The sequence below is a fragment of the Bifidobacterium breve DSM 20213 = JCM 1192 genome (assembly GCF_001025175.1).
GTDB lineage: Bacteria > Actinomycetota > Actinomycetes > Actinomycetales > Bifidobacteriaceae > Bifidobacterium > Bifidobacterium breve.
Genome location: NZ_AP012324.1, coordinates 2,227,280 through 2,250,882 on the forward strand (window position 1 = coordinate 2,227,280; position 23,603 = coordinate 2,250,882).

Sequence of the window (23,603 nt, forward strand, 5' to 3'; positions counted from 1 at the left end):
TCTCTTCCCACCACCGAAAAGGGTTATTTATTGGGAACCTCGACACCGTGTCGCTTCAGCGCAGCAGCTACCTGTGCGGTGATGTTGTCCATGTCAATAAGGCTGTCCAGAACGACCACGTCATCCATCAGACCTTCTGCAGCTTCAGCGATGTCGCGCCCGACGAACAACACATCAGCAGAGGTAGGAGTAACGGAGGCGATATCCATATGATCGGTTTCCACACCGGTCACACCAAGATTGCTCAGCGCTTTCTCGATGTTGAGTTGGGTCATAAAGCTAGATCCAAGGCCAGTGCTGCATGCGGTGATGATTTTCATTGAAGTACCTTTCGTATGAGTTGTTTGATGAGATGGAAGTGCAGTCTGTCAGGCCAGCGCAGCGGCCAATTCATCGACGTTGGAGGACGCGTTCAAAGCAGCTAGTTTGCCTGAATCGGTCAACAAAAGAGCCAGCGATTGCATAAGATCGATATGCGCGTTTGAGTCTTTCGCGGCCAAGCAAAACATGGTGTTGATGGGATGGTCCTCATCATCGGCCAGCAGGAACGGCTTACCCACTCGCAGCACAGAGAGCGATGTGGAGACCACTCCACTTTCAGGCCTCGCATGTGCAAGGGCAACACCTCCCCCGAGATCTATATATGTTCCTCCTGGACTGGCAATCGATGTCTTAATGGCATCGACATAGCCCCGCTCGATGGTGCCGGCGTCGAGCAAGGGACGCGTCACCAAGTCGACTGCTTCGCGCCAATCCGATACCTGATCGACATACAGCATGCCGTTCGGTTGAAAATACGACATAAGCACGATGCCTCCTTGCAATGCATTAAACCACTGCGGCCAGCTACGGCCATCAGACGAATTGAATGTTGAGGTTCATTCCGCTTCACCAAATTCGTATTATCATCATATCGTCATAACGTATTATCGTCATATCGGCGTGTCGCTATGGCGAACCGCAATCCGTATGCTCCTTTTATCAGCCAGAATCAGATTCGAATTCAGTCTCAACAAGACTGTTAACCACCGACCAATGAAGCATCGAGGCCGGCTCAATCGGCAAATGCAACAGTAAGAACCTAGATTGCCCTGAAAGTCACGCCGTTGCGGGCGGCCTTGCGTTCGGCTTTGCGCTCCTCGGCATTTTCGATGCGTTGGATGCGCAGCTGGCGCCAATCCTCGCGCATATCGCGGAAGCATTCGGCCAGTGTCACGTCGTCGTTATCAGCGGCGGCATTAGCCGAGTCCGCATCGGCCTCGATACCTGCGAACTTGGTGACTCCCAGTTTCAATAGACCCAGTAATTCGCTCAGGGCTTCCGGCATGGGCTCTTCGCCCTCATCGGCAGACTTGGTCAGCCCTTCGATACGCCGGCGAAGCGCATCCGCATCTTCAGGATCAATCTTGAGACCGGCAATCAACGACTGACGCATGGTCTCGTAATCGAGGTTGGCAAAGAAGTTCAGCTGCTGCAGAGTCATGAATCCCTTGAGTTCAGGGAATCGATGAACAACATATTCTTCGCGGTCATCGGCGGCGCGCGTCCAATCGCGGGTGAGCTGCGGATCCAAGGTGGCGGTAATCGACCCTTCGCGCAGACGATAGTGATATAGCACCTTAGGAATACGCACCACGCGCGTGGCTTCGCCGATCACATTGCAGATGCGGGAAAGATCCTCGATCTTACGGCCCACGGGGAAGGAGAAACCATGCCCCTGATATGTGGATGCGGGTGCCAGAAAGGCCCAGAAATAGCCATCAATCTCGGCTTTGACCTGCTTCTTGATGGCTTCGACCGGAGTCAGCACCTGCACTTCATCGAAATCATTGTGACGATAGCTGGAGAGCAGTGGCTTGTCGTTCTCGGAGATGGTGTCGAACTGGAACATCACCAGATCGGCATCGTATTCACGCATGGCATTCAGGCAGTCTTCCACCAGCGTGGGCGCCACAGTGTCATCCGAATCCGCAAAGTAGATGTATGAGCCGGTCGCCTGGGCGATGCCGGCATTGCGTGCGTCAGACAGTCCGCCGTTGGGCTTGTGAATCACCCGCACGCGCGGGTCGCGGGTGGCCCAAGCGTCGCACATGGCCGGGCAGTCGTCAGGCGAGCCATCATCCACCAGCAGAATCTCGAGGTTGCGATAGGTCTGCGCAACCACAGACTTCACGCATTCATCAAGGAATTTCTCGACCTTATATACCGGGATGATGATGCTGACCAACGGCTCATGTTCCATATCTCCAGCGTAACGCCGAAATGCGAAGAGCACTCTTCTTACGGCCAATATCAAGAGTCTCGGGATAAGATGCAATGAGGGCAACATGACAGGAGGCGTGGTCATGCATGATATCAGAATTGGCGTGGTCGAAGACGATCCCGCAGCCTGCCAACGAGTACTCGACTATCTCAATCAATACCGCAGCGAAACCGGAACGGAATTCACGATTTCCGTATTCGACGATGGTGAGCAAATCGTCGAGAAATACACGCCAATATATGACATCCTGTTTCTGGATATCGAGATGCAGCATATGGACGGCATGGCTGCGGCTCGGCGTATCCGCGAGCGCGATGATTCGGTGGTGATTGTGTTCATCACCGCCGCCCCGCAATATGCCATCAATGGCTACGAGGTGCAGGCGCTCTCCTACCTGCTCAAACCGGTGCCATATTTTGCGTTCCGTCAGGAGCTCAAGCGGTCGATCGACATGGTGCACAGGCGCGGCAGTGAGTCGCTGCTGATCGAGGCCAGCGGGCGCCAGATGCGCGTGGAATTGGCGGACGTGCTGTATATCGAGTCGATTCGGCACACGATTATTGTGCATACGCTCAGTGGCAAGCTGTCGGTTTCCGGCACGCTGAAGGATTTTGAGGAACGACTGGCCGAACAGGATTTCTTCCGCTCGAACTCCTGCTATCTGGTGAACTTGCGACATGTGGTCGGCGTGGAAGGGCAGGACTGCGTGATGTCGAACGGGGAGGCGCTGCGCGTGAGCCGTCCGCGCAAGAAGGCGTTCCTGACTACGCTGGCGAACTATATGGGTGCAGCCGGCCCAACGTCTCGGGCAAGCACGCAGACTGCCGCTTCGAACAAGGGCGCAGCAGCTGGCAGCAGTGAGAACGAGGACTGATGGGCACCACCATTACCAATGCATTGCCGGATATTCCCCGTATCTACACGGCAATTTGTGAATGGCTGGCATGCGTAACCTATCTGCTGGTTATTTGCCGGCGCGTACCGTGGCAGCGCACGGTTGCGGTCGGCGCCGTGGGCTTGCTGGCGATGATTGGCATCCAGTATTTCAATGGCGCTATGCCGATCTGGTTCTGGGTGATCGGCATGCTGCTGGCATTCGCCGGCATGTGGGCGATTATTTGGCTTGGCGCCGGGACCGGCAAACGCGAAGGGGTGTATATTGCGGCACGCGCATTCGTGCTTGCTGAACTGGTTGCCTCGCTGCATTGGCAATTGGTGATGTTTCTGGATTCCGGTGATGGCATACGCGAAGCACGGTTAATGGCCTCGGTGATGTTGGCAATAGTGTATGCCGCATGCTTCGCCATAGCATGGCTGATCGAGCGTGGGAATTTTGCCAGTGATGCTCCGACGACCACTACCGCACAGCTGTCGATTGGCACGGCCGCCATCACCATTGTGACGTTCGCCATGAGCAATCTGAGCTTCATATCCACCAATACGCCATTTTCTGGCACGGTGGGCCAAGAGGTGTTCTATATTCGCACTTTGGTGGATTTCTGCGGTTTCGCGATTCTGTATGCGCAGCAGGAGCAGGCCCGTCGCATGGCTGCGAGCGCCGAACTGGCCTCCATAAACGCGCAATTGGAAAGTCAGCATCAGGAATATCTGGCGTCCAAGGAAAACATCGAATCGATTGGGCGCTTGGCACATGACTTGAAGCATCAGATCGCGGCATTGCGCGCGGAAGTGGATCCGGAGCATGCGGCTGCCGGTTTCGAGCAGTTGGAGGCGTCGGTGGCCAAAGCCAGCGCGCAGCAGCATTCCGGTAACCCGGTGCTGGACGTGATTCTGACCACCAAGATGCGCACATGCGCGGATCGCGGCATCACGCTGACCGCAGTGGCAGACGGCAAACTGCTGGACGGCATGTCATCGATGGACATCGCTTCACTGTTCGGCAACGCGCTGGATAACGCGATTGAGGCGACCAGCAAGCTGCCGGATAAGCAGCAGCGGCTGATTCGGCTCGCGCTGTACGGGCAGGGGCAGTTCACGGTGATTCGCGTGGAGAATTACTACGATTCCGCGCTGAAGAAGGACTCGACCGGGGCTTTGCGCACCACCAAGCGCGATTCATCCCGGCATGGGTTCGGCGTGAAGTCGATTCGTCACATCGCCGCGCAGTACGGCGGCGAAGTGACGATTCGCACCGAAGATCACTGGTTCGTGCTGACGGTGTTGCTGCCGCGGTAGATATCAGAAGTCCCAGTCGTCGTCGTCGGTTTCCTCGGCCTTGCCCATCACGTAGGAGGAGCCGGAGCCGGAGAAGAAGTCGTGGTTTTCGTCGGCGTTGGGGCTCAGTGCGGCCAGAATCGCAGGGTTCACGTCGCAGATCTCAGCTGGGAACAGCGCCGGGTAGCCAAGGTTCATCAGAGCCTTGTTGCCGTTGTAACGCAGGAACTTCTCGACGTCCTCGGTCAAGCCCACACGGTCGTAGAGGGACTGGGTGTACTCCACTTCGTTGTCGTACAGCTCGTTGAGCAGGTCGTAGGTGTAGTCCTGCATATCCATGCGCTCGGCGTCGGTGAGCTGGGCGATGCCCTTCTGGTACTTGTAGCCAATGTAGTAGCCATGCACGGCCTCGTCACGGATGATGAGGCGAATCACATCGGCGGTGTTGGTCAGCTTGGCGTGCGCGGAGAAGTACATCGGCAGGTAAAAGCCGGAGTAGAAGAGGAACGATTCGAGCAGGGTGGAGGCCACCTTGCGCTTGTACGGGTTGTCGCCCTCGTAGTAGTCGAGCACAATCTCCGCCTTCTTCTGCAGGAACTCGTTGTTCTCGCTCCAGTCGAAGGCCGCGTCGATCTGCTCGGTGGAGCACAGGGTGGAAAAGATGGACGAGTAGCTCTTGGCATGCACGGATTCCATGAAGGCGATGTTGGTGTACACGGCTTCCTCGTGCGGGGTGAGCGCGTCCGGAATCAGGGAGACGGCGCCGACCGTGCCCTGGATGGTGTCCAGCAGGGTCAGGCCGGTGAATACGTGCATGGTGAGCGTGTGCTCATCTTCGGTCATCTTCTGCCAGCTGGGGATGTCGTTGGAGACGGGGACCTTTTCGGGCAGCCAGAAATTGCCGGTCAGGCGATCCCAGACCTCGAGGTCCTTCTCGTCTTCAAGACGGTTCCAGTTGATTGCGGAGACACGATCGATGAGTTTCAGGGGTTTACGCGGAATAGAGATAGGTGCCATGAGTAGTGTTCCTTTTACTCGTTGTCGTTATCGTCGTTGGACTTGTTTTCGAACTCCTCCGGCGCGGTCAGCCGGAGCAGTGCCTTATAAATCATTGGTGACATTGTGGTTCCTTAGAGTGGTTGGGCTCCCCTCAGTCCGCTTCGCGGCCAGCTCCCCTCAGGGAGGGGAGCCAAGAAAGGGAGCCCGATATATGAATGGACATCTCTGGTTGTTCGATGCGTGCGGCCTCTAGGCGCACCGAGGGAAGGCGTACGAAGGTACGTCGACCGAGGAGCAACGACGAGGACGCTCCATCGAACAATCAGAGCATGCAGGAGACGCAGCCTTGGACTTCAGTTCCTTCCAGGGCTTGCTGACGGATACGGATGTAGTAGAGGGTTTTGATGCCCTTGCGCCAGGCGTAGATCTGCGCCTTGTTGAGGTCGCGGGTGGTGGCGGTGTCCGGGAAGAACAAGGTCAGCGACAGTCCCTGATCCACGTGCTGAGTGGCCTCAGCGTACGTGTCGACGATGGCCTTCCAGCCGATTTCGTAGGCGTCCTCGTAGTACTCAAGGTTGTCGTTGGTCATGTAGGCCGCCGGGTAATAGACGCGCCCGATCTTGCCTTCCTTGCGAATCTCGATCTTCGAGGCAATCGGGTGAATCGAGCTCGTGGAATGGTTGATGTAGGAAATCGAACCGGTGGGCGGCACGGCCTGCAGGTTCTGGTTGTAGATGCCGTCCTTCAAGATCGCGTCGCGCAACGTCTCCCAATCGGACACGGTCGGAATCTCGATGCCGTACTTGGCGAACAGCTCACGAACCTTGGCGGTACGCGGTTCAAGCGAGCGGCGACCATCGGTGTACTTGTCAAAGTAATTGCCTTGGCCGGCCGGCTTGGCGTAGTCGGACGTAGCGAAGCTCTTGAACGGATGGCCGTGTTCCACGGCGAGCGCGTGCGAGGCGCGGTAGGCATGGTAGGCCACGGTCATGAAGTACATGTCGGTGAAGTCGAGGCCTTCTTCGGAGCCGTAGTGAATGCCTTCGCGGGCCAGGAAGCCGTGCAGGTTCATCTGGCCGAGGCCGATGGCGTGACCCTCCTCGTTGGCGCGGCGGATCGAGGGCACCGCGTCGATACTCGTGTGCTCGGCCACCGAGGTGAGCGCACGAATCGCGGTTTCCACGGTGTACGCCAGTCCGCCATCAATCGCCTTGGCAATGTTCAGCGAACCCAAGTTGCAGGAGATATCGCGGCCCACGTGCGCATAGGTGAGGTCTTCGTTGTATGCGCTCGGCTCCTGCACCTGCAGGATTTCGGAGCACAGGTTAGACATGGTCACGCGGCCTTCGATCGGGTTGGCGCGGTTGACCGTGTCCTCAAACACGATGTATGGGTAGCCGGACTCGAACTGCAGCTCGGCGATGGTGGTGAAGAACTTGCGGGCATCGATGTAGGTCTTCTTGATGCGGTCGTCAGCCACCATCTCGTCGTAATGTTCGGTGACGGAGATGTCGGCGAATGGCTTGCCATATACGCGCTCCACATCGTAGGGGCTGAACAGCGCCATCTGCGCCTTCTGCTTGGCCAGCTCGAAGGTGATGTCCGGAATCACCACGCCGAGTGCCAGCGACTTGATGCGGATTTTCTCGTCCGCGTTCTCTCGCTTGGTGTCCAGGAAACGCAGGATATCCGGGTGGTGGGCGTTAAGATACACTGCGCCGGCACCTTGACGTGCGCCCAACTGATTGGCGTAGGAGAAGGAGTCCTCCAGCAGCTTCATCACCGGAATCACGCCGCTGGACTGGTTTTCGATGTGCTTAATCGGGGCGCCGAGCTCACGCAGGTTGCTCAGCAGCAGGGCGACGCCGCCGCCGCGCTTGGAAAGCTGGAGGGCCGCGTTGATGCCGCGCGAAATCGACTCCATGTTGTCTTCGATGCGCACCAGGAAGCAGCTGACCGGCTCACCTCGCTGGGCCTTGCCGAGGTTCAGGAAGGTCGGGGTGGCAGGCTGGAAACGGCCGGCAAGCATTTCGTCGGCGTATTCGATGGCCTGCTGCTCGTTGCCGGCGGCGAGCTCCAGGGCCACAGCGGCGCAACGCTGCGGGAAGTCCTCAAGATAGAGGCGACCATCGAACGTCTTGAGCGCATAGGACGTGTAGAACTTGAACGCACCAAGGAAAGTGCCGAACTCAAAGCCGGCGGATTCCACGTGCTCGTAGATGCGGTCGAGGAATTCAGCGGAGTACTGGTTGAAGACCGCAGGGTTGTAGTACTGGTTGCTGATCAGGTATTCGAGACGCTCGGCGGTGGAGTCGAACCTCTTGATATTGGCGGCCACATGGCCGGTCACGTATTCACGCTCGGCGGCCTTGTCCTTATCGAACTGGATCTTGCCGTCGGCATCATAGAGATTGAGCATCGCGTTGAGCGCGTGGTAGTCGTGTGCCGGATCGTACTGTTCTGCCGAGGTGTCGGTGGTGTTGTCGAGCGACAATTCGGTGTTGGTGAGGTCGGTCATTGGAGTCCTTATTGCTGTTGAGCGAAGAAGCGGACGAGGCCGTTGCGGACGGCAGCGGTGTCTTCTGGCGTACCCATGAGTTCGTAGCGGTATAGGTAGGGGACGTGGCATTTGGCGGCGATGATGTCGCCGGCGGCACAGTAGGCCTCGCCGAAGTTGGTGTTGCCTGAGGCGATGACGCCGCGAATCCATGCGCGGTTGTCGGGGTCATTCAGGAAACGCTTGACCTGAATCGGCACTGCTTTCTTGACCACGCCACCGCCGTATGTGGGCACCATGATGACGTATGGCTCGCGGATGTTGAGAGCCGGATCAGCTGCTCGCAGTGGAATGCGGTAGACGTTGATGCCCTCGTCCTGTAATCGGCAGCTGGCTACAAATCGCGCGGTGTTCTCGGAGGCCGACGAAAAGTAGACCAGTGCTCCGATCACATTGCTGGTGGCGGCGAATTCAGGCTGGCTGGCACCGGGAACACTTTCCGCGGCGATGCCGGATTCGGTCTGGCTCACGCGGAAACCACGGCCGAAGCATTGGTCTCAGCGCTTACCTGCTGGGCAACCTCACGAATCAAATCGGGGCGGTAGCCGGTCCATGAGTTGTTCGGCGTGATCACCACTGGAGCCTGCTGGAAGCCTGCGGCCTGCAGCTGCTCGAGAGTGCCGGGGTTCTCCGTCAGGTCCACGGTCTCGAACGGCACACCAAGCTTGGTGAGCTGGCGCTTGGTGGCGTTGCATTGCGGGCAATGCGGCTTGGTGAACACGGTGACAGTCATGGCGACTCCCCTCCATCTATCTCTGTTGAACAGTGAAACGATGGCCATATTACATCTGTGTAGCTTGAAATCAATGCACTATATGTAGTGGCGTGTATCACACAACAAACCTAGATATAGTGGTTTCTGTTGATATTCCGCCATTCTTGAGAAGCCCTGAAAATCAGCGTGCAGCGACTCACCAAGTTATATGTGGCATTGTTCACATTTGCGCTTTGATCGTCATATTTAAGTTTCGAGGGGCTGATTTGAACCTTTCCGGAGGTCTATCTCCGTTTCAAGGGGCCGGTCATCCGCCGAAACACAAGTACAAACGCCTTCTTGCCACCGTCATTTCGCCATTCTTGGACCGCTTCTACTTGGGCACCAGCCCCTCGAAACGGAGATAGAGCTTCCCAAAAAACAAAATCAGCCCCTCGAAACGGAGAATGAACGCTGACGCCCCCCATATGACGTCAAAAGGCCTGACCGGATGTCCAAACGAGCATACGGCCAGGCCTTAAGGAAAGGAGATGAGGAAATTCAGTTATCAGAATTGATGTGGCACGAATTACTCCGCCTCGGCCTTAGCTTCGCCTTCGGGGAAGATTATCTTGAACACGAAGAAGAAGATAATCATCGAGACTCCACCCGTGATAAAGGTGACCAGCAGGTTGTACACGGCCAACGGCACATACGCCTGCGCAATCGGCATCCATAAATTATTGAAGCCATTGCAAATCAGCGAGATAGCCACCCAAGCAATGAAGTACCACATTGCCTGATACACCGGATTGCCATGGCTCTTGAAGGTGATATTGCGCTGCAGCGGGAAGTTAATGCACTGGGCGATGAACGAGCCCACCTCATAGCTAATGAAGTAGCCCAGGCCACCGCCAATGACCACAGCACCGGCGGCGTCACGCACCACGTTGTAACCGAGCAGGCTCCACGTAAAGTCCACACCGAACAGGCTCATGTTGACTTGTGGCCACATGAATTCCGTACCGGCCAGATCCTTACCCAGTAGATATGGCATGAACGTGAAAATCAGGTACTGCACGATGGTGACACCCATGCTGAACACGAAGAAGTAGAAGATCTGATAGACCCACTTTGCCAGCACAGGGTGCTTGCTCTGAAAATCACCCCACGTGTGCATCCACCATGCGACGATGCCGTTCGTGCTCACCTTGGCGGCGGGCTGCTTTGCGTTCTCAGTCATTGTTCAGCTCCTTTGCGGTGCGCTTGTTGGCGGATTGGTTGCGGAAGTGGCCCGCGATGATACTGCCGAGGCCGTGGAAAGTGTGGCCGTTGGCGATTTTGACGATGGCGTCGACCATAGCCGAATCGACCATGCCCTGGGTCATTTTGCTCATGGCCCTGGGGGGCATGTTGAGGATGAACAGCATGTTGAGGTCTGGCGCGCCGGTCTTCTGGCGGGTCTTGGCCTCACGGTTGGCCAGTGTTTTGGCGATGGTTCGGGCCGTGAAGCCCTTGGAATCGACCCAGCTGGAGATCGGATCGTTTACGCCGAAGGTCGTGGGCTTGCCGGGGGCGATGACCTCGTGGCCGAACAGCACGGCCATTTCGGCGTCGGTCACGTGCTTGACGTCGCCGGTGAGGTAGTGGCCGAGCGCCGGGTTGGCGGGGGTGGCGTCCACATCGCCGGCGACTGCAAATTCGCAGGTCAGCGGCAGGTTTTCGGCGTTGGTGCCGACCGCCAGCGTCCATACACCGGATTCGATGCGCCATGCGTTAGCAGCCGTGTCGAAGTGACGGAAGGTGTAGCGGTCAAATTCGATGCGCACGGTCTTGGATTCGCGCGTGTCAAGCTGAACCTTGGCAAAGCCCTTGAGCTCGCGGGCCGGGCGTAGCACGCCTTCGGAGGGGCCAGACACATACAGCTGGGCGACGGTGGCGCCGGACACGTCAGAATCGTTGGTCACTGTGAACTGGACGCCGGTTTCGTCGGCGGTCAGGTCGCTGTAGGTGAAAGTGGCGTAGCTCAGGCCGTAGCCGAATGGGAAGCGGACCGGCACGTTGGTGGTTTCGTAGTAGCGGTAGCCAACGAACGGGCCCTCGCGGTAGATGGCGTCGCGGCCGATGGCCGGGTACCAGCCAGCGGACGGACAGTCGGCGTAACTGATCGGCCAGGTTTCGGTCAAGTGACCGGATGGGTTGATTTGGCCGGTCAGGGCGCGCACGGTGGCGGATGCGCCCGCTTGTCCGGACAGGCCGACGTACAGGATTGCGGACACGGCATCGAACCATGGCAGCTCGACCGGGGATCCGGCCACGAGCACAATGATGACGGGCTTGCCGGTGGCGGTCAGGGCATCGACCAAGTCGTTCTGTACCTGCGGGATGGCCATGGTGGAGCGGTCGAGGCCCTCGGATTCGCTGCGTTCGTCGAGGCCGACGACGGCGATTACCGCGTCAACATTCTGAGAGGCAGCGAGCGTCACGGCTTCGTCAACCAACGGTTGGTTCTTGGCACCTTGACGGTCGCAACCCTGCGCGTAGCCTGCCACGGTCACGCCGGTGGTTGCTGCGGCGTTCTTGAGCTCATCAAGGATGTTTTCTTCACGGGTGGCATTCACTTTAGAAGAGCCGGAGCCTTGAAATCGCGGGGTTTTGGCCATGTCACCAATCACGGCAACGCGGGTGCCTGCGGCGAGGGGCAGGACCGGGGAGACCGCCGAATTCGCTATTCCAGCGTCATTGGCTTCGCCATTGCGGGCCGGAGCGCCGATGACAGTGTTCTTGAGTAACACGGACGAGTTCTCAGCCACCTTACGAGCCACCTCGTGGTGTGCGGCGGCGACAGCATCCTTAAGCAGATCATCGCGGCCAACACCCTCGGTCTTGGTCATCCGCGCAATCTTGGCGACTTCAGCCGCGCGGGCATTCAAATCCGCTTCCGACAAGGTACCGGCCGTGACCGCACCTTCGAGTTCGCGCACGGAGGTGTAGCCAGGAGACGGCATCTCCAGTGAGCCACCGGCCTTGACCGCGGCCACGGCGGAATTGGAGCCGCCCCAGTCGGAGACGACCATGCCGTCGAAGCCCCATTCATCCCGCAGAATATCCTGCAGCAGGTGCTTGTTCTCATGCGCGTAGACGCCGTTGATTTCGTTGTACGAGGTCATGATGGTCATCGGAGCGGCCTCACGCACGGCGATTTCAAACGCGGTCAGATAAATCTCGCGCATCGTGCGCTCACCGATCACGGAGTTGGAGGCCTGGCGACGCAACTCCTGGCTGTTGACCGCGAAGTGCTTCGGGCAGGCGGAAACACCATTGGACTGGATGCCGCGGATCAGACCTGCGGCCATGCGGCCGGCCACGATGGGGTCTTCGGAATAGTACTCAAAATTGCGGCCGCACAGCGGATTGCGCTTGATGTTCAGGCCCGGGCCGAGCAGCACATTCACGTCCAGATCGTGCGCTTCATTGCCGAGGGCCTCACCCATCTCTTCGGCGAGCGCCGAATCCCATGAGTTGGCCACGGTGCCGGCGGTCGGGAAGCAGGTGGCGGGCTTGGAAGCACCCAGGCCCAGATGATCGCCTTCGCCGAGCTGGCGACGCACGCCGTGGGGACCGTCGCTCATCACGAAGCTGGGGATGCCGGCCTTCTCGTTGCCGCGGGAATCCCATTCGGAGCCGCCGGAGAGCATCGCGGCTTTCTCGGCGACCGACAGTTCTTCAAGTTCCATATCGTTCTCCCTTGCACTGCACTGTTGTACGTCTGTCTGACGAACCGTCCTGCGCCACATTGCCGGCACCGCATCCGCGCAGTGCCTGGAGTTGCACACGATTCGCCGCTAGTTTGATTGAATCAGGTTCGGCCGGGCCGCGCTGCCCGTATTACACAACCTGTCGTTTCGCGCGCACAATCGGTCGGGAGAGGCGCACATTGCGGTGCTGCCAAGTTCCAGAAAGCAACGACTCAGCGTCCAGCTTCTCAAAATTGTTGAGAAGTTTGTGCCGTAGCTTCTTAATCTTTTTGAGAAGCTACGGTTCCAACAAATCTTCGATACGGCAACCAAGTGTGCGGGCTAGGGCAAGCACACTAGAGACAGCGGCTTTGCCGAGGTCTTTGTGGCGCTGTTCGTACATTTGGACGGAGCGCAAAGTGACGCCAGAACGACGGGCCAGTTCGGATTGGCTGAGTCCGGCGCGCACGCGAATCGTGTGCAGCCGGGAGTCGCCTTCAATGCGATTGCGGGCGGCCCGCTCGTCGTATACGTCGACGAATCGGCTTTCGCCGGCTTCGTGCAAAGTCGGGTACAGTCGCACAATATCGTCAAACGGCAGCACCTCGAGAATATCCTCGAACCGCACTCCCCTGGCCCATTGGCAGTATGCAAGCACCCAGCCGGCCCAGTATTCGAGTGTTGCACCAGTACGCGGCGTGGCGGGTGGCATATCGATAATGCGAGTCCAGCCGGTTTGCCGCATGATTTCGGCCACCAGCTCTTCGCCGGACATGCCGCACACATATTTGGGCACGCCCCGACCGAAGAGTTCAGCAACATCAGAAGTAACAAAGAAATCTATAAACAAGCTGGCCGGCAATCCGCAATCGTTCAGCGCATAATCGAATGCGCCGGCCAAATTGACCATGGCATCAGGCAGATACGTCTCATCGTAAGCGGGGGTCATCGTTGGTCACTTTCTCACGGATGATGTCACGCATGAACAAGCCGTCAATATCGGCTTCCGCACTTTTGCGACGGTAGGCTTCACGGGCCGTGACGTCGCGCTCATTGCGCAATACGTGGTAGGTCGAAGCGCGGGCGATCTCACAATCTTGGAATTGGAGTGCGGCAAATGCACGGGAACTGATAAGCACGATCTGTTTGCCAAGCTCACCCAATCGCATCGCGTCAGCGAGTTGGTCAAGGGAAATCGCGTTATTGACAAAAGCGCGGGCGAACGAAAAATAAGAATCATCGGCACGATAACCGACAATCACGTCAGCTTGACTGATATCCGGCAGAAACACTTGTCGCAAATACTCGATGCCTTGCGCGGCGACGGCGGTAGTCGGCTGAAAACGACGATTTTCGACCAACAATGCCAGCCAATTTAGGATGGTGTAGGGCGGTTGAGACAGGTCCAGAAAAGTGAGCCCATCTGTGGTCAATGTATATCGATTCGCAAAACCGTCATCCAGCCCAGCACACGCCCATTCCTTCGCTAGTTCGATGCTGCGTGTGCAATAGAATCCGCGACCATAGTCGTTGTTCGGCTTGCCCATCCCATATTCGGGATGTTTGATGACATGCGAAGAGCCGTGCCACAGTTCGATCGACGAGGTCTCCATTGGCCTCCTCCTTCCCTCTCCTTACATATTTTTGATTATATCACCACAGTGATATCCATAAGGGAAATGTGGGTTGAAAGATACCGTTGTATACGTTCGTACACAATGTGAAATGTATACGAACGTATACAACACTGATGTCTGAAGTCATACTCCGCAGTGGCGCCGCAGGTGCGCCGCTGCAATCGGAATATGGGACTGAAGACTCGGAAGAAGTGGACGGACCGGCCGCTGATGGTGTTGTCCGTGGTGTTTCTGGTGGTGTATTCGTGGGAGATTCTCTCCCGTACGCATATCGCGCTGTGCGAGACCGTCATCAATGTGATCTGGGTGGTGTTCGTTGTTGATTATGTGGTGTCGCTGTGGTGGGCGTTCGTGACCGTGACCACCGTGGGGTATGGCGATTTTTCGCCGGTGACTTTCCAAGGCAAGATCATTGCGGTGGTGCTGATGTTCACTGGTATTGCGTTAATTGGTATCGCGACAGCCACGCTGGCTTCTTGGATCGTCGACCAGGTCAATCTGGAGACGGACCGGCGCGAGGACGCGCGAGAGAAGGAAGTAGCCAAGGAAGCTGCGCAGGAAGCCATCGCATCCGTTGCGGCAAAGGCTCGTGTGCCTGAGGGGAACAAGCGGGCAGCCGCGCCAGGCTCTGCTGCGGCCATGCCGCCCAGTCCCGAAATCGAGTTGTTGCGTGAGGAGGTGCGCGAGTTGGCCGCCATGGTGGCCGGTTTACGCGCTGAGCTTGAGCGGAGATGATTGGTGCAACGAAGAAAAACGTATCCGCTGAAACCATCAATAGGACAGCGATGGTTTCAGCGGATACGTTGATTATTCAGACAATCAGAACGAAGGAGTGAAAGTAATTCCGATTGCCCAAAGGTCACTTCTCAGAGGCAATCACCTCCACAGCAGGCTTGCGGCGGGCCATGAAGCGGCGAATGGTCACCACTTCAAGACCGATGAACAGCACGAATACCACCGCAATCCCGATCCACATGCCGGTCTGCCAGATTGGCAGCTCAGTCTTGGGCTCACCATTCTCATACTGCCAGCTGTTGACTGCGGTGTAGAGGATGTTGTGCGCAGCGGTGCGCATGGCCTTCAACGAGGTGGCGGATTTACTGGTCACATGGTTGGTGACATCCATCGTGGCGAGCATGGCGTCGCCACCGTTGCGAATCTCCTGATCGGCGTTCTGATAGCCGAAGCCAGCGAAGTAGTCAGTCAGGGTGAAGCCTCGGAAGCCCCATTCATCGCGCAGGACGGTGTTAAGCAGTGCAGGGTTAGCACCAGCGTAGGTGGGGCCAATGTAGTTGTAGGCAGTCATTACCGCCTGCGCGCCGCCATCCTTGACAGCCATCTCGAATGGCTTCAGGTAGATTTCGCGAATGGACTGTTCGTTGGCCCAGGTGACCAGCATGGCGGTACGGTTGGTTTCCTGATCATTCAGGGCGAAGTGCTTCATGAAGGAGTACACGCCCTGTGAACGCGCACCGGCAATCTCGCCTGCAGCCATCACACCGGAGAGCAGACCATCCTCGGAGAAGTATTCGAAGTTACGTCCGGAGAATGGGGAGCGATGAATGTTCATGCCAGGTGCGTACCAGCCGTCAACATGCATTTCACGAGCCATCTTGCCCAAGGTCTTGCCGAATTCCGAGGCAAGATCCTTATTCCACGTGTTGGCGATGCCAACTGCCGAGGGGAAGGCAATGGAGCTGACGCCAGTGAAGTTATTGATCAACGCGGCTGGACCATCGAGGTCAGTGAGCTTTACCTTGCCGATGTTCTTGATTGCTGCAGTACCGTAGCCGGCCATGGCAATCATATTGTCCATGTTGTCGAAGGTCAGCTGATCGAGCAGCTTATCCCACTGGGGATCGTCGTAATCCTTACCGCGCAAATCAGCCAAACGCACGCCATTCTTGGCGCCGGTGGTCGGCATCTCATCATCGGCATTGTCGTGCTCCGCCGGATTGTAGGTGTCATTGTTGCTGAACGCCTTCTTGGCCTCATCCGACATAGACATGCTGGCGGGAGCGGCAACGGCCTCCTCGTAATTGGCGAAGTGGTCAGCACGAGACAGGTAGGTCATGTCGCCCTCGGCATCATCGAACTGGTTGGTGGCTGCAACCTGATCGCCATTGTGGGTATTCGAATCGGAATCATAAGTGATGGTCTTCGGCACGTTCACGGTGGCGGAATCGATCACCGTGTGAGAGTCGGACTGCAACGACACCTCGTAGTCACCGGATTCGAGCACGTAGGCTTTGGCATCCGTGGCATCATAGGAGGCCATAGTGTCATCATCAAACTCAATCTTCACGGTTTCGGATTCGCCCGGCTTCAGCTCCTTGGTCTTCTCGAAAGCAGCCAGGTTCACAGAAGCCTTCTCGATGCCGCCATTGGTGTACGGCGGGTTGTAGTAGACCTCAACCACATCTTTGCCGGCCTTATCACCGGTATTGGTCACGGTCACATCGAAGCTGACCTTACTGTTCTTATAGGAGACATCACCCATCTCTTGAGAGAAATCGGTGTAGCTCAGGCCATAGCCAAATGGGAACGCCACCGTATCGTCGTAGTTGATCAAGCCTTCATCGGCAGCAGTTTCGTAGAATTTGTAGCCCACGTAAATGCCTTCAACATAGTTCACGAACGTCGGACTGGATGTGTACTCGCTGCCAACGAAGTTAACCCTAACAGCCAGATCCTCAACGTTGTCGTACGGGAAGTTACCGATGTTGTTCAGAGTAGGTGTGCTGCGCACGTTCTTCAGAAAAGTATCGGAGGTCTTACCAGACGGGTTTACCTTGCCAGCGAGAATATCGCCAAGGGCGTTAAAACCGGTCTGACCTGCCGGCGGACACCACAACACTGACTTAATCTGAGGGTAGTCGGCGAGGAAGTCGAACTGCAACGGATTGGAACCGTTGTATACCAAAGTAACATGCTCAAAATTTTTGGAGATCAGATCGAGCATGTTCTTCTCGGTCTGGCTCAGCTCGAGAATGCTTTCACCCTGCTGATAATCCTCGTAATCCTTGGAATTATTGTTATAGATAACGCTCTCGGCTTTCATATCGCGAGGAAGATCAGCATTCTCACCGCCAAAACGGGTGATAACCACAACAGCCTCATCGGAGAAGGACTTGGCATCGGAAATCAAAGAATCTGAGTACTGGTCAGCCGGCACTTCAGGCAGGGTCCAATCCTGTTGGAACATGTTGAGTACCGGGCGATCAGTACGATACGCAGTATACAGATCCGTCAATTCGCTGTTGGTCTCAAAACCAGCCTGCTTCAGGCCGCTCAGGATGGAAGCCATCGGATGTTCGTTGGACATGGAGCCGGAGCCGGAACCGCCGAGAATCGGCTGCGTGGAACCCCAACCAAAGACATTCAGCTTCTTGGTGCCGCTAATCGGCAGATTATCTTCATTGTTCTGCAGCATGGTGACTGCTTCGCTGTACAATCCTGTGCCTGTGTATTAGCGGCGGCGATGGTTTCATCGCTCAACTTGTACTTCTTGGCGGTTGCGTTGCCCAGCAGAGTGGCCATAGGGCCGGTAAGCATCAGAGCAATGGACACGCTTACAACTACCAGCACTACCAGCCATGACTCGGAATGCACCAGCTTACGAACACTGATGTTCTGTACAGTCTTCTTATTGACCGCGAACGTAATGATGATTGCCGCTACCAACACCACGCCAAGCACCACAAGATATGGTGTTAACGATTTGAGGACGGCGATCACGTCGGACATATTGATATCCAGCATGAGGTCTTTCTCCTATTCTTTCTGTGTCTGCGCGATACTGCCTTGCATCGCGGTCATCGTCTGGGATATGTCTGCCTGGCTCTCCATCGGGTCGCTACGCCGACACATCCTTGATGCCGATGATTCTAGGGTGGCAGATTCGCATGGCCCGCACCCGCCCACACACCTATCCTGTCATTTCGAGCGCATAATCTGCTACCACATTCGCGCCCACGACTCATCCAATATGACGTAAATGGCACTTCTTGATACGTAAACGGCATTTTTCTCAAATTTCTGTCGCTACCGGTCGCTCAGCGACAGAAATCTAGGAAATGAGACCACACCTCCTGAATTTCTGTCGCTCAGATGCCGTCAGCGTCACAAATTCAGGAAACAAGGCCATATTTCCTGAAAATCTGTCACTGAGGCACCGTCAGCGTCAGAAATTCAGGAGACTGCGCCTTATTTCCTGAATTTGTGACGCTGAACGCCCAAGCACCACTCCAAAGACGCCACCAAGCTAGGATGGAGGGCATGAGCGATTTGAACGCGTTGAATCTTGAACCGGGCGAAGTGGTTGGCGGGTATACGCTGGTCTCCCGACTCGGCGCGGGTGCCATGGGGTCGGTATGGCGTGTGCGCGACGATGGCGGCACTACCTATGCCATGAAGATTCTGCGCGATTCGTTGGCCGACGAATCGGGAACCTCGAACTCCGCCAACACAGCAGCGCACGACCCGGACCTCAAACCCAACATCACGCCGCGCGAGCGCCTACGTCGTGAGGCCATGGCGCTGAAGAAGGTCAATCATCCGGGCGTATGCGGCATCGTTGACATGGAACTCGATGATTCGCTGGCGTTCATTGTCACCGAGCTCATCGAGGGCCGCAATCTCAAGGAAGACGTGGAGGTCAACGGCCGTTACATCGGCGACGATCTGGAACGTCTGGCCCGTAAACTCATCGACGCCACCAAAGCCGTGCATGCGGCCGGCATCGTCCACCGCGACATCAAACCCACCAATGTGATGGTCTCCGCCGCCGGCCCGGTGCTGGTTGACTTCGGCATCGCCATGGGCGAGGGGGAAAGCCACGTGACCCGCACTGGACTGGTGATGGGCACACCGGGGTTCATAGCCCCCGAAATCATTGACGGCGCTGAATCCGATGAGATGACCGACTGGTGGTCGGTGGCCTCCGTACTCGCTTTTGCTGCGATCGGCGCACCGGTATTCGGCACCAAGCCGATGATGGCGGTGCTGGAGCGCGAAGCATCGGGCAACGCGAACCTTACCGGACTGCCGGCCGGCACGATGGCCGCGTTCCGATCCGCCCTGAACCCCGACCGGTCAAAGCGTTGCACGCCGGACCAATTGCTGAACACCATCGCTGTGGACGCACTGGATCCGAGCGTGTGGCAAGGCACTCAGGCCGGACCGTTCGCCGCCGGCGCCATTGCCGGAACGGCTGCCACAATTGCCGCCGATGCAGTTGGAACCGAGGCGATGCCCCCTTTTGGCGCAACCGCCGACGCGGATAGCGATAATCCGCGGGCCATCTGGCGTCAGGACGACTACGCCACGGCGGCAATCGACTCATCGTCTTCGCCGACGCTCAGCGACGGCACGGCAACCGAAGCATTCCCGGCAACTACCAACGCTGGGAGCAATCTCTCATCGGATGATGAAGCAACACAACTCGTAGGCAATGCCACCGAAAACGCCACCGAGGCGATACGCCCAGCCGCACAGCGTACGGTGCCCATCAGCGATGAACCACCGGTTGCTCCTACCACGCCACTATCCGAACGTACCGCCGTACTGCCTGCACCACAGCCAGTGCCACTAGGCCAGAACGGATGGAACCCGGCCGACGGGCAAAGCACGGCTGTGGATCCAGCGATTCGCCCCGCATTGCAGCATGTCATCAACCAGACCGCGCAATGCGTTCCCACCGAGGCGCTTATCCAAGGCCCGCCTGCACCCAATCCCGCGGATGTGCGTCGTGGAATGTATCTGCAACGCGGGGTATTGCCGCTGTTCCTGTTCGCTGTGCCTTTGGCCGTGCTGGCTGCGAGTTTCCCGCTGATCGCCTTGATTGCAGCCGAAATACTGCTCTGGCTGCTGTTGACGTTGGCATATAACACTGAGTCTCAGTTGGAGCGCGAAGGCCGACGCGGCGGCGAGCGCAAAAGCTCCGATTCGCTGATTCGCGTGGCAACGCTGCCGTGGCACATCGTCAAGGCGCTGCTGCTGTCGATACCGAAACTACTGCTGCTCACCATCGTCTATCTGGCCGGTATCGCCGTGGCCGTGGCCGCGTTGGGACTGCCGGTGCGCACCATCTCGTGGTATTTCACTGCGAGCCGGGGCGTTCCGGTTCCGCTGCTGGATGATATGCCGTTCTCCGTCTCCGGTCTGGCACTTGGTGGGTTCATGGCCATCGGTTGGCTGATCACCGTATTCGGGCCACAGTCGGCCATGCCCCGGTTGGGTGCCGGCGTGCTGCGCGGCATCAGGCACAACGACCTCGAACCGATGGCGCAACCAGGGGCAGACGGTCTGCCGGCCGCATCAATCCCTCGGCAAGGCAGCCGCGGCACGGTGCTACTCACCCTATGGATCATCATCACGCTGGTATTGTGCGCGCTGCCGCTGCTGGGCATGCCAATCAGTTGGGTCCCGCTGGCGTAATCTGCATTACTTTTACAGGGAATTCACCTCCCAGCTGATCTGTACGCGGTCTTCCTCAGGGCCGGTCATTATGATGGGCCCCAAATATCGAAGCGATTTCAAGGGGAGATCCATGTCAGATCCGAAGCGTCAGGCTAAGCGCGCCACCCGCGCCGAGCGACGTGCGGCCGAGGCGGCGGCCCAGCAGGCGCAGGCCGAACAGGCAGCCAAGGAGCGTAAGCAGCAGACCATCATCGGCTGCATTGTGGTGGCCATTATCGTGGTGCTGGTGGCCATCGCTGGATTCGCCGTATACAAGGCCATGCAGCCGTCCAACACCAGCAGCAGTAGCCAACAAAGCAACATGACCGTGGACGAGGCCTACAGCAAGCTCAAGAAAGTCAGCACCCAGCCGGCTAACGCCGACGACAAGGCCGGCTTCGTGATCTCCAACAAAGGGTATGGCCAGAAGGCCGAGGGGGCTCCCACCATATCCATCTATATGGAACCGCTGTGCCCCGGCTGTGCCTCGGTGAACCGCCAGCTCGATCAAACGCTCGTCAAGCTGATGAACGCCGGCCAGCTCAACATCGATTTGCACTTCCTCAATTTCCAGGACAACAAGAGCTCCGACAACTACTCCAACCGCGCGTTCAACGGTGCCATCTACATTGCCGAGCATGATGACGATCCCCACCACCTCATGAGCTACCTCTCCAATATCTACGCTGAGGATTTCCAGCCGGGCGAATTGTCCAATTACGAGCCGGTAGGCAACGCCAAGCTGGAGAAGCAGGCCGTCAAGGCCGGCGTGAGCGAGGATGTGGCCGCCGCGGCGTTCAGCGGCAAGAACGAATACCTCGACTGGCTCACCGCCTCCAACAACTACACGATCCTGCGCCCCGAACTGTTCAACAGCTCCGGCGCCTTCTCCTCCCCCACCCTGACCATCAACGGTGAATACTGGGATCTGAAGCAGCTCACGTTGGCGGATACCAGCATGGTGGACGGATTCCTCAAGTCCATCGGATTGGACGCCGACCAGGTGGGCGTGGGAGGCAAGATGCCTTCAATCGGCGCGGACGGCAAGCCGATTTCAGTGGCCTCCTGATGCACCGGCCCGGTCGATGCCCTAGGACCGGCGTCGACCGGGCCGCTCACGCCTCCGCCCGAATTGACCACTCGGGAACTACCGGTATACTAGTCATTTGTTCGCAACACTGCTTATGCACGTTGGGATTATGCCTCTTTAGCTCAGATGGCCAGAGCGGCCGCCTTGTAAGCGGCAGGTCGTCGGTTCGATCCCGACAAGAGGCTCGTCGCGCAGGAAAAAGCGTATTATGGGTATACGTAGTTTTTTCTACGCACATCATTCTTACCTTGGGTAAGTGCTCCAGGAGCCTTCCCCCCAACTATGGGCTTCCTGGAATGAGGGCGGAGCGTCCCCCAACTAGCTCCGCGCCTTAAAGGGGGCGGGAACATCCCCTTCTCTCCCGCCCCCCTTTTTTTCTTTTCTCTGCCGTCCTGCAACCGAGCAGGAATGGTGATAGTGCCGAACGAATAAGCCATGCAAACCAGACCAGCCGTTACGATGGGTGGCGTAGTTGTCAGCAGTAAGGAAGAGGAACATCTATGGCACGGCGTTGGACCCCGCAGCGGTTTGTTACACTGCGTCGCATCCGCGTAATTGCCTGTGCTACGGCACTCACCGTGGCGATGGTCGGCTCGTTTGCATTCACCGCAAAAAAATCCGTGGCCCTAAACATCAATGGCCAGACCACCCAGGTCACCACCTACGCTATGACCGCATCCCGCCTGCTCGAGGAGCAGGGCATCGACGTGAAAACCCATGACATCGTCGAGACCTCGTCCGGCAATCAGCTTGCCGATCATGCCGTGGTCACCGTGCGTTCCGCATACCAAACCACCATCACCATTGACGGCACTTCCGTACCATTCTGGACCGTGGCCACCAGCGCAGACCAGTTGCTCGGCTTCTTTGAGGAGAACAACGCCAACGCCGCCAAAATCACGGTCAATATCAATAACGTGTACAACCAGCTCACCGGCGGTCTGGTCATCAACCAATCCGGCCCGGTCACCGTCATCGCGGACGGTAAGACTTCCGAAGCCCCCAATGGCAAACTGCCGGCTGCATCCATTCTGGATTCCAAAGGCATCACGCTGGGCAAAGAGGATCGCATCAGCGTGGAAAAGAACGGCGATGAGACCATTCTGCGCGTGCAGCGCGTGACGCATGGCGTGGAAAACCGCACCGTGGTCGTACCGTTCTCCACACAGACCGTCATCGACCCTAATCTGGCGCCGGGGCAGTCCGAGATCCGCCAGCAAGGGCAAAACGGCGAGAAGACGCAGATCTATAACGTCACCTATGTAGATGGCGTTGCCGAATCGGAAACACTACAATCCGAGAACGTCACCACGATGGCCGTTGACCAGATCATCGCCATCGGTCCAGCGAAGGCTGAATCATCCACCACCGATTCCGGCAGCACTGACAACAATCAGGGCAATTCCGGATCCAATAAGCCAAATGATTCCGCAGATAATTCGTCCAACGAATCCAGCAAACCCACCGATACCAATAAGCCCAACAAGCCCGAGAACACCGGTACTACTGACAATAAGAACGACAGCGGTACGGGCAACACGGGCAATACCAGTGGCAATACCGGTAATACCGGCGGCAACACAGGCAGTACCGATAACTCTCAAAATGAGAACACCGGAAGCGACAATAGCTCGCCATCGACTCCCACTCCTGATCCGGCTCCATCGGGCCGTCTTTGGCATCCTACCGTGGCTCAGGCGCAATCCTATGCAGCCGGCGCCGCAGCCCAGCGCGGCTGGACCGGCAACGACTGGACTTGCCTGGTCAAACTGTGGAACCGTGAATCCAGCTGGCTCTGGTACAAGGAAAATAAGTCATCCGGCGCCTACGGCATACCGCAGTCGCTGCCGGCCAGCAAAATGGCCGCATTCGGCGCCAACTATCGCGATGATGCCGCCGTGCAAATCGATTGGGGCTTGTGGTACATCGCCCAACGCTACGGCAGCCCGTCCGTAGCCTGGCAGCATTCGGAACAAACCGGCTGGTATTAAT

18 protein-coding genes, 1 tRNA gene and 1 pseudogene are annotated in these 23,603 nt (G+C 57.4%); 8 read left to right on the forward strand and 12 right to left on the reverse strand.

Annotated features, from left to right (window positions below; translation table 11 throughout):
• Nucleotides 1-23 precede the first annotated feature (23 nt).
• The 3 genes from BBBR_RS09685 to BBBR_RS09695 all read right to left on the reverse strand — a co-directional run bounded on the left by BBBR_RS09685 (nt 24) and on the right by BBBR_RS09695 (nt 2,242).
• The gene (locus BBBR_RS09685) at nt 24-320 is read right to left on the reverse strand and encodes a PTS sugar transporter subunit IIB (RefSeq protein WP_003827831.1); all 297 of its coding nucleotides are present in this window, start codon (nt 318-320) and stop codon (nt 24-26) included.
• Between the two features lie 48 nt (nt 321-368).
• Nucleotides 369-803, reverse strand: a complete 435-nt coding sequence (locus BBBR_RS09690) for a PTS sugar transporter subunit IIA (protein ID WP_003827832.1) — start codon at nt 801-803, stop codon at nt 369-371.
• Nucleotides 804-1,081: 278 nt separating this feature from the next.
• Nucleotides 1,082-2,242, reverse strand: coding sequence for a glycosyltransferase family 2 protein (locus BBBR_RS09695; protein WP_015439357.1), 1,161 nt, complete (start codon nt 2,240-2,242; stop codon nt 1,082-1,084).
• Between the two features lie 103 nt (nt 2,243-2,345).
• Here BBBR_RS09695 and BBBR_RS09700 point away from each other — a divergent pair, with 103 nt between their 5' ends.
• On the forward strand, nt 2,346-3,137 hold the full coding sequence (locus BBBR_RS09700) for a LytR/AlgR family response regulator transcription factor (RefSeq protein WP_015439358.1): 792 nt from the start codon (nt 2,346-2,348) through the stop codon (nt 3,135-3,137).
• A complete protein-coding gene (locus tag BBBR_RS09705) occupies nt 3,137-4,459 on the forward strand; it encodes a sensor histidine kinase (protein WP_003827835.1) in 1,323 nt (440 codons plus the stop codon). Before BBBR_RS09700 ends, BBBR_RS09705 begins: the two co-directional genes overlap by 1 nt.
• Nucleotides 4,460-4,462: 3 nt before the next feature.
• Here BBBR_RS09705 and nrdF read toward each other — a convergent pair whose 3' ends face one another.
• From nrdF to BBBR_RS09725, 4 genes are all read right to left on the reverse strand, one after another.
• Nucleotides 4,463-5,455 (reverse strand): class 1b ribonucleoside-diphosphate reductase subunit beta, encoded by a 993-nt coding sequence (gene nrdF / locus BBBR_RS09710; RefSeq protein ID WP_003827836.1) that lies wholly within the window; start codon nt 5,453-5,455, stop codon nt 4,463-4,465.
• Between the two features lie 304 nt (nt 5,456-5,759).
• A complete protein-coding gene (gene nrdE, locus BBBR_RS09715; protein ID WP_003827837.1) occupies nt 5,760-7,955 on the reverse strand; it encodes a class 1b ribonucleoside-diphosphate reductase subunit alpha in 2,196 nt (731 codons plus the stop codon).
• An 8-nt stretch (nt 7,956-7,963) separates the two neighbouring features.
• Nucleotides 7,964-8,464 (reverse strand): class Ib ribonucleoside-diphosphate reductase assembly flavoprotein NrdI, encoded by a 501-nt coding sequence (gene nrdI, locus BBBR_RS09720; RefSeq protein ID WP_003827838.1) that lies wholly within the window; start codon nt 8,462-8,464, stop codon nt 7,964-7,966.
• Nucleotides 8,461-8,727 (reverse strand): glutaredoxin family protein, encoded by a 267-nt coding sequence (locus BBBR_RS09725; RefSeq protein ID WP_014484431.1) that lies wholly within the window; start codon nt 8,725-8,727, stop codon nt 8,461-8,463. The genes nrdI and BBBR_RS09725 overlap by 4 nt, the downstream gene beginning before the upstream one ends.
• A gap of 428 nt (nt 8,728-9,155) precedes the next feature.
• Between BBBR_RS09725 and BBBR_RS11395 the strand changes: the two genes are divergently transcribed.
• Nucleotides 9,156-9,230 (forward strand): hypothetical protein, encoded by a 75-nt coding sequence (locus BBBR_RS11395; RefSeq protein ID WP_367908254.1) that lies wholly within the window; start codon nt 9,156-9,158, stop codon nt 9,228-9,230.
• 47 nt (nt 9,231-9,277) lie between these two features.
• Here the strand turns inward: BBBR_RS11395 and BBBR_RS09735 are convergent, their stop codons facing one another.
• The 4 genes from BBBR_RS09735 to BBBR_RS09750 all read right to left on the reverse strand — a co-directional run bounded on the left by BBBR_RS09735 (nt 9,278) and on the right by BBBR_RS09750 (nt 14,038).
• Nucleotides 9,278-9,931, reverse strand: a complete 654-nt coding sequence (locus BBBR_RS09735; RefSeq protein ID WP_003827840.1) for a hypothetical protein — start codon at nt 9,929-9,931, stop codon at nt 9,278-9,280.
• The gene (locus tag BBBR_RS09740) at nt 9,924-12,425 is read right to left on the reverse strand and encodes a glycoside hydrolase family 3 C-terminal domain-containing protein (protein ID WP_032738097.1); all 2,502 of its coding nucleotides are present in this window, start codon (nt 12,423-12,425) and stop codon (nt 9,924-9,926) included. The genes BBBR_RS09735 and BBBR_RS09740 overlap by 8 nt, the downstream gene beginning before the upstream one ends.
• Nucleotides 12,426-12,723: 298 nt before the next feature.
• A complete protein-coding gene (locus BBBR_RS09745; RefSeq protein ID WP_003827842.1) occupies nt 12,724-13,374 on the reverse strand; it encodes a helix-turn-helix transcriptional regulator in 651 nt (216 codons plus the stop codon).
• Complete coding sequence (locus BBBR_RS09750) at nt 13,355-14,038, reverse strand: DUF3990 domain-containing protein (protein ID WP_003827843.1); 684 nt, start codon at nt 14,036-14,038, stop codon at nt 13,355-13,357. The genes BBBR_RS09745 and BBBR_RS09750 overlap by 20 nt, the downstream gene beginning before the upstream one ends.
• Nucleotides 14,039-14,230: 192 nt before the next feature.
• Here BBBR_RS09750 and BBBR_RS09755 point away from each other — a divergent pair, with 192 nt between their 5' ends.
• On the forward strand, nt 14,231-14,797 hold the full coding sequence (locus tag BBBR_RS09755; protein ID WP_003827844.1) for a potassium channel family protein: 567 nt from the start codon (nt 14,231-14,233) through the stop codon (nt 14,795-14,797).
• A gap of 124 nt (nt 14,798-14,921) precedes the next feature.
• Here BBBR_RS09755 and BBBR_RS09760 read toward each other — a convergent pair.
• Nucleotides 14,922-17,824 (reverse strand): annotated as a pseudogene (locus BBBR_RS09760) (glycoside hydrolase family 3 N-terminal domain-containing protein).
• A 507-nt stretch (nt 17,825-18,331) separates the two neighbouring features.
• Between BBBR_RS09760 and BBBR_RS09765 the strand changes: the two are divergent.
• The 4 genes from BBBR_RS09765 (at nt 18,332) to BBBR_RS09780 (ending at nt 23,602) form a co-directional block, all read left to right on the forward strand.
• Nucleotides 18,332-20,500 (forward strand): serine/threonine protein kinase, encoded by a 2,169-nt coding sequence (locus tag BBBR_RS09765; protein WP_003827846.1) that lies wholly within the window; start codon nt 18,332-18,334, stop codon nt 20,498-20,500.
• 112 nt (nt 20,501-20,612) lie between these two features.
• Nucleotides 20,613-21,590, forward strand: a complete 978-nt coding sequence (locus tag BBBR_RS09770; protein WP_015439364.1) for a DsbA family protein — start codon at nt 20,613-20,615, stop codon at nt 21,588-21,590.
• Nucleotides 21,591-21,722: 132 nt separating this feature from the next.
• Nucleotides 21,723-21,796, forward strand: a tRNA-Thr gene (locus tag BBBR_RS09775).
• Between the two features lie 315 nt (nt 21,797-22,111).
• A complete protein-coding gene (locus BBBR_RS09780; RefSeq protein WP_025332548.1) occupies nt 22,112-23,602 on the forward strand; it encodes an aggregation-promoting factor C-terminal-like domain-containing protein in 1,491 nt (496 codons plus the stop codon).
• The last annotated feature ends 1 nt before the right edge of the window (nt 23,603 follow it).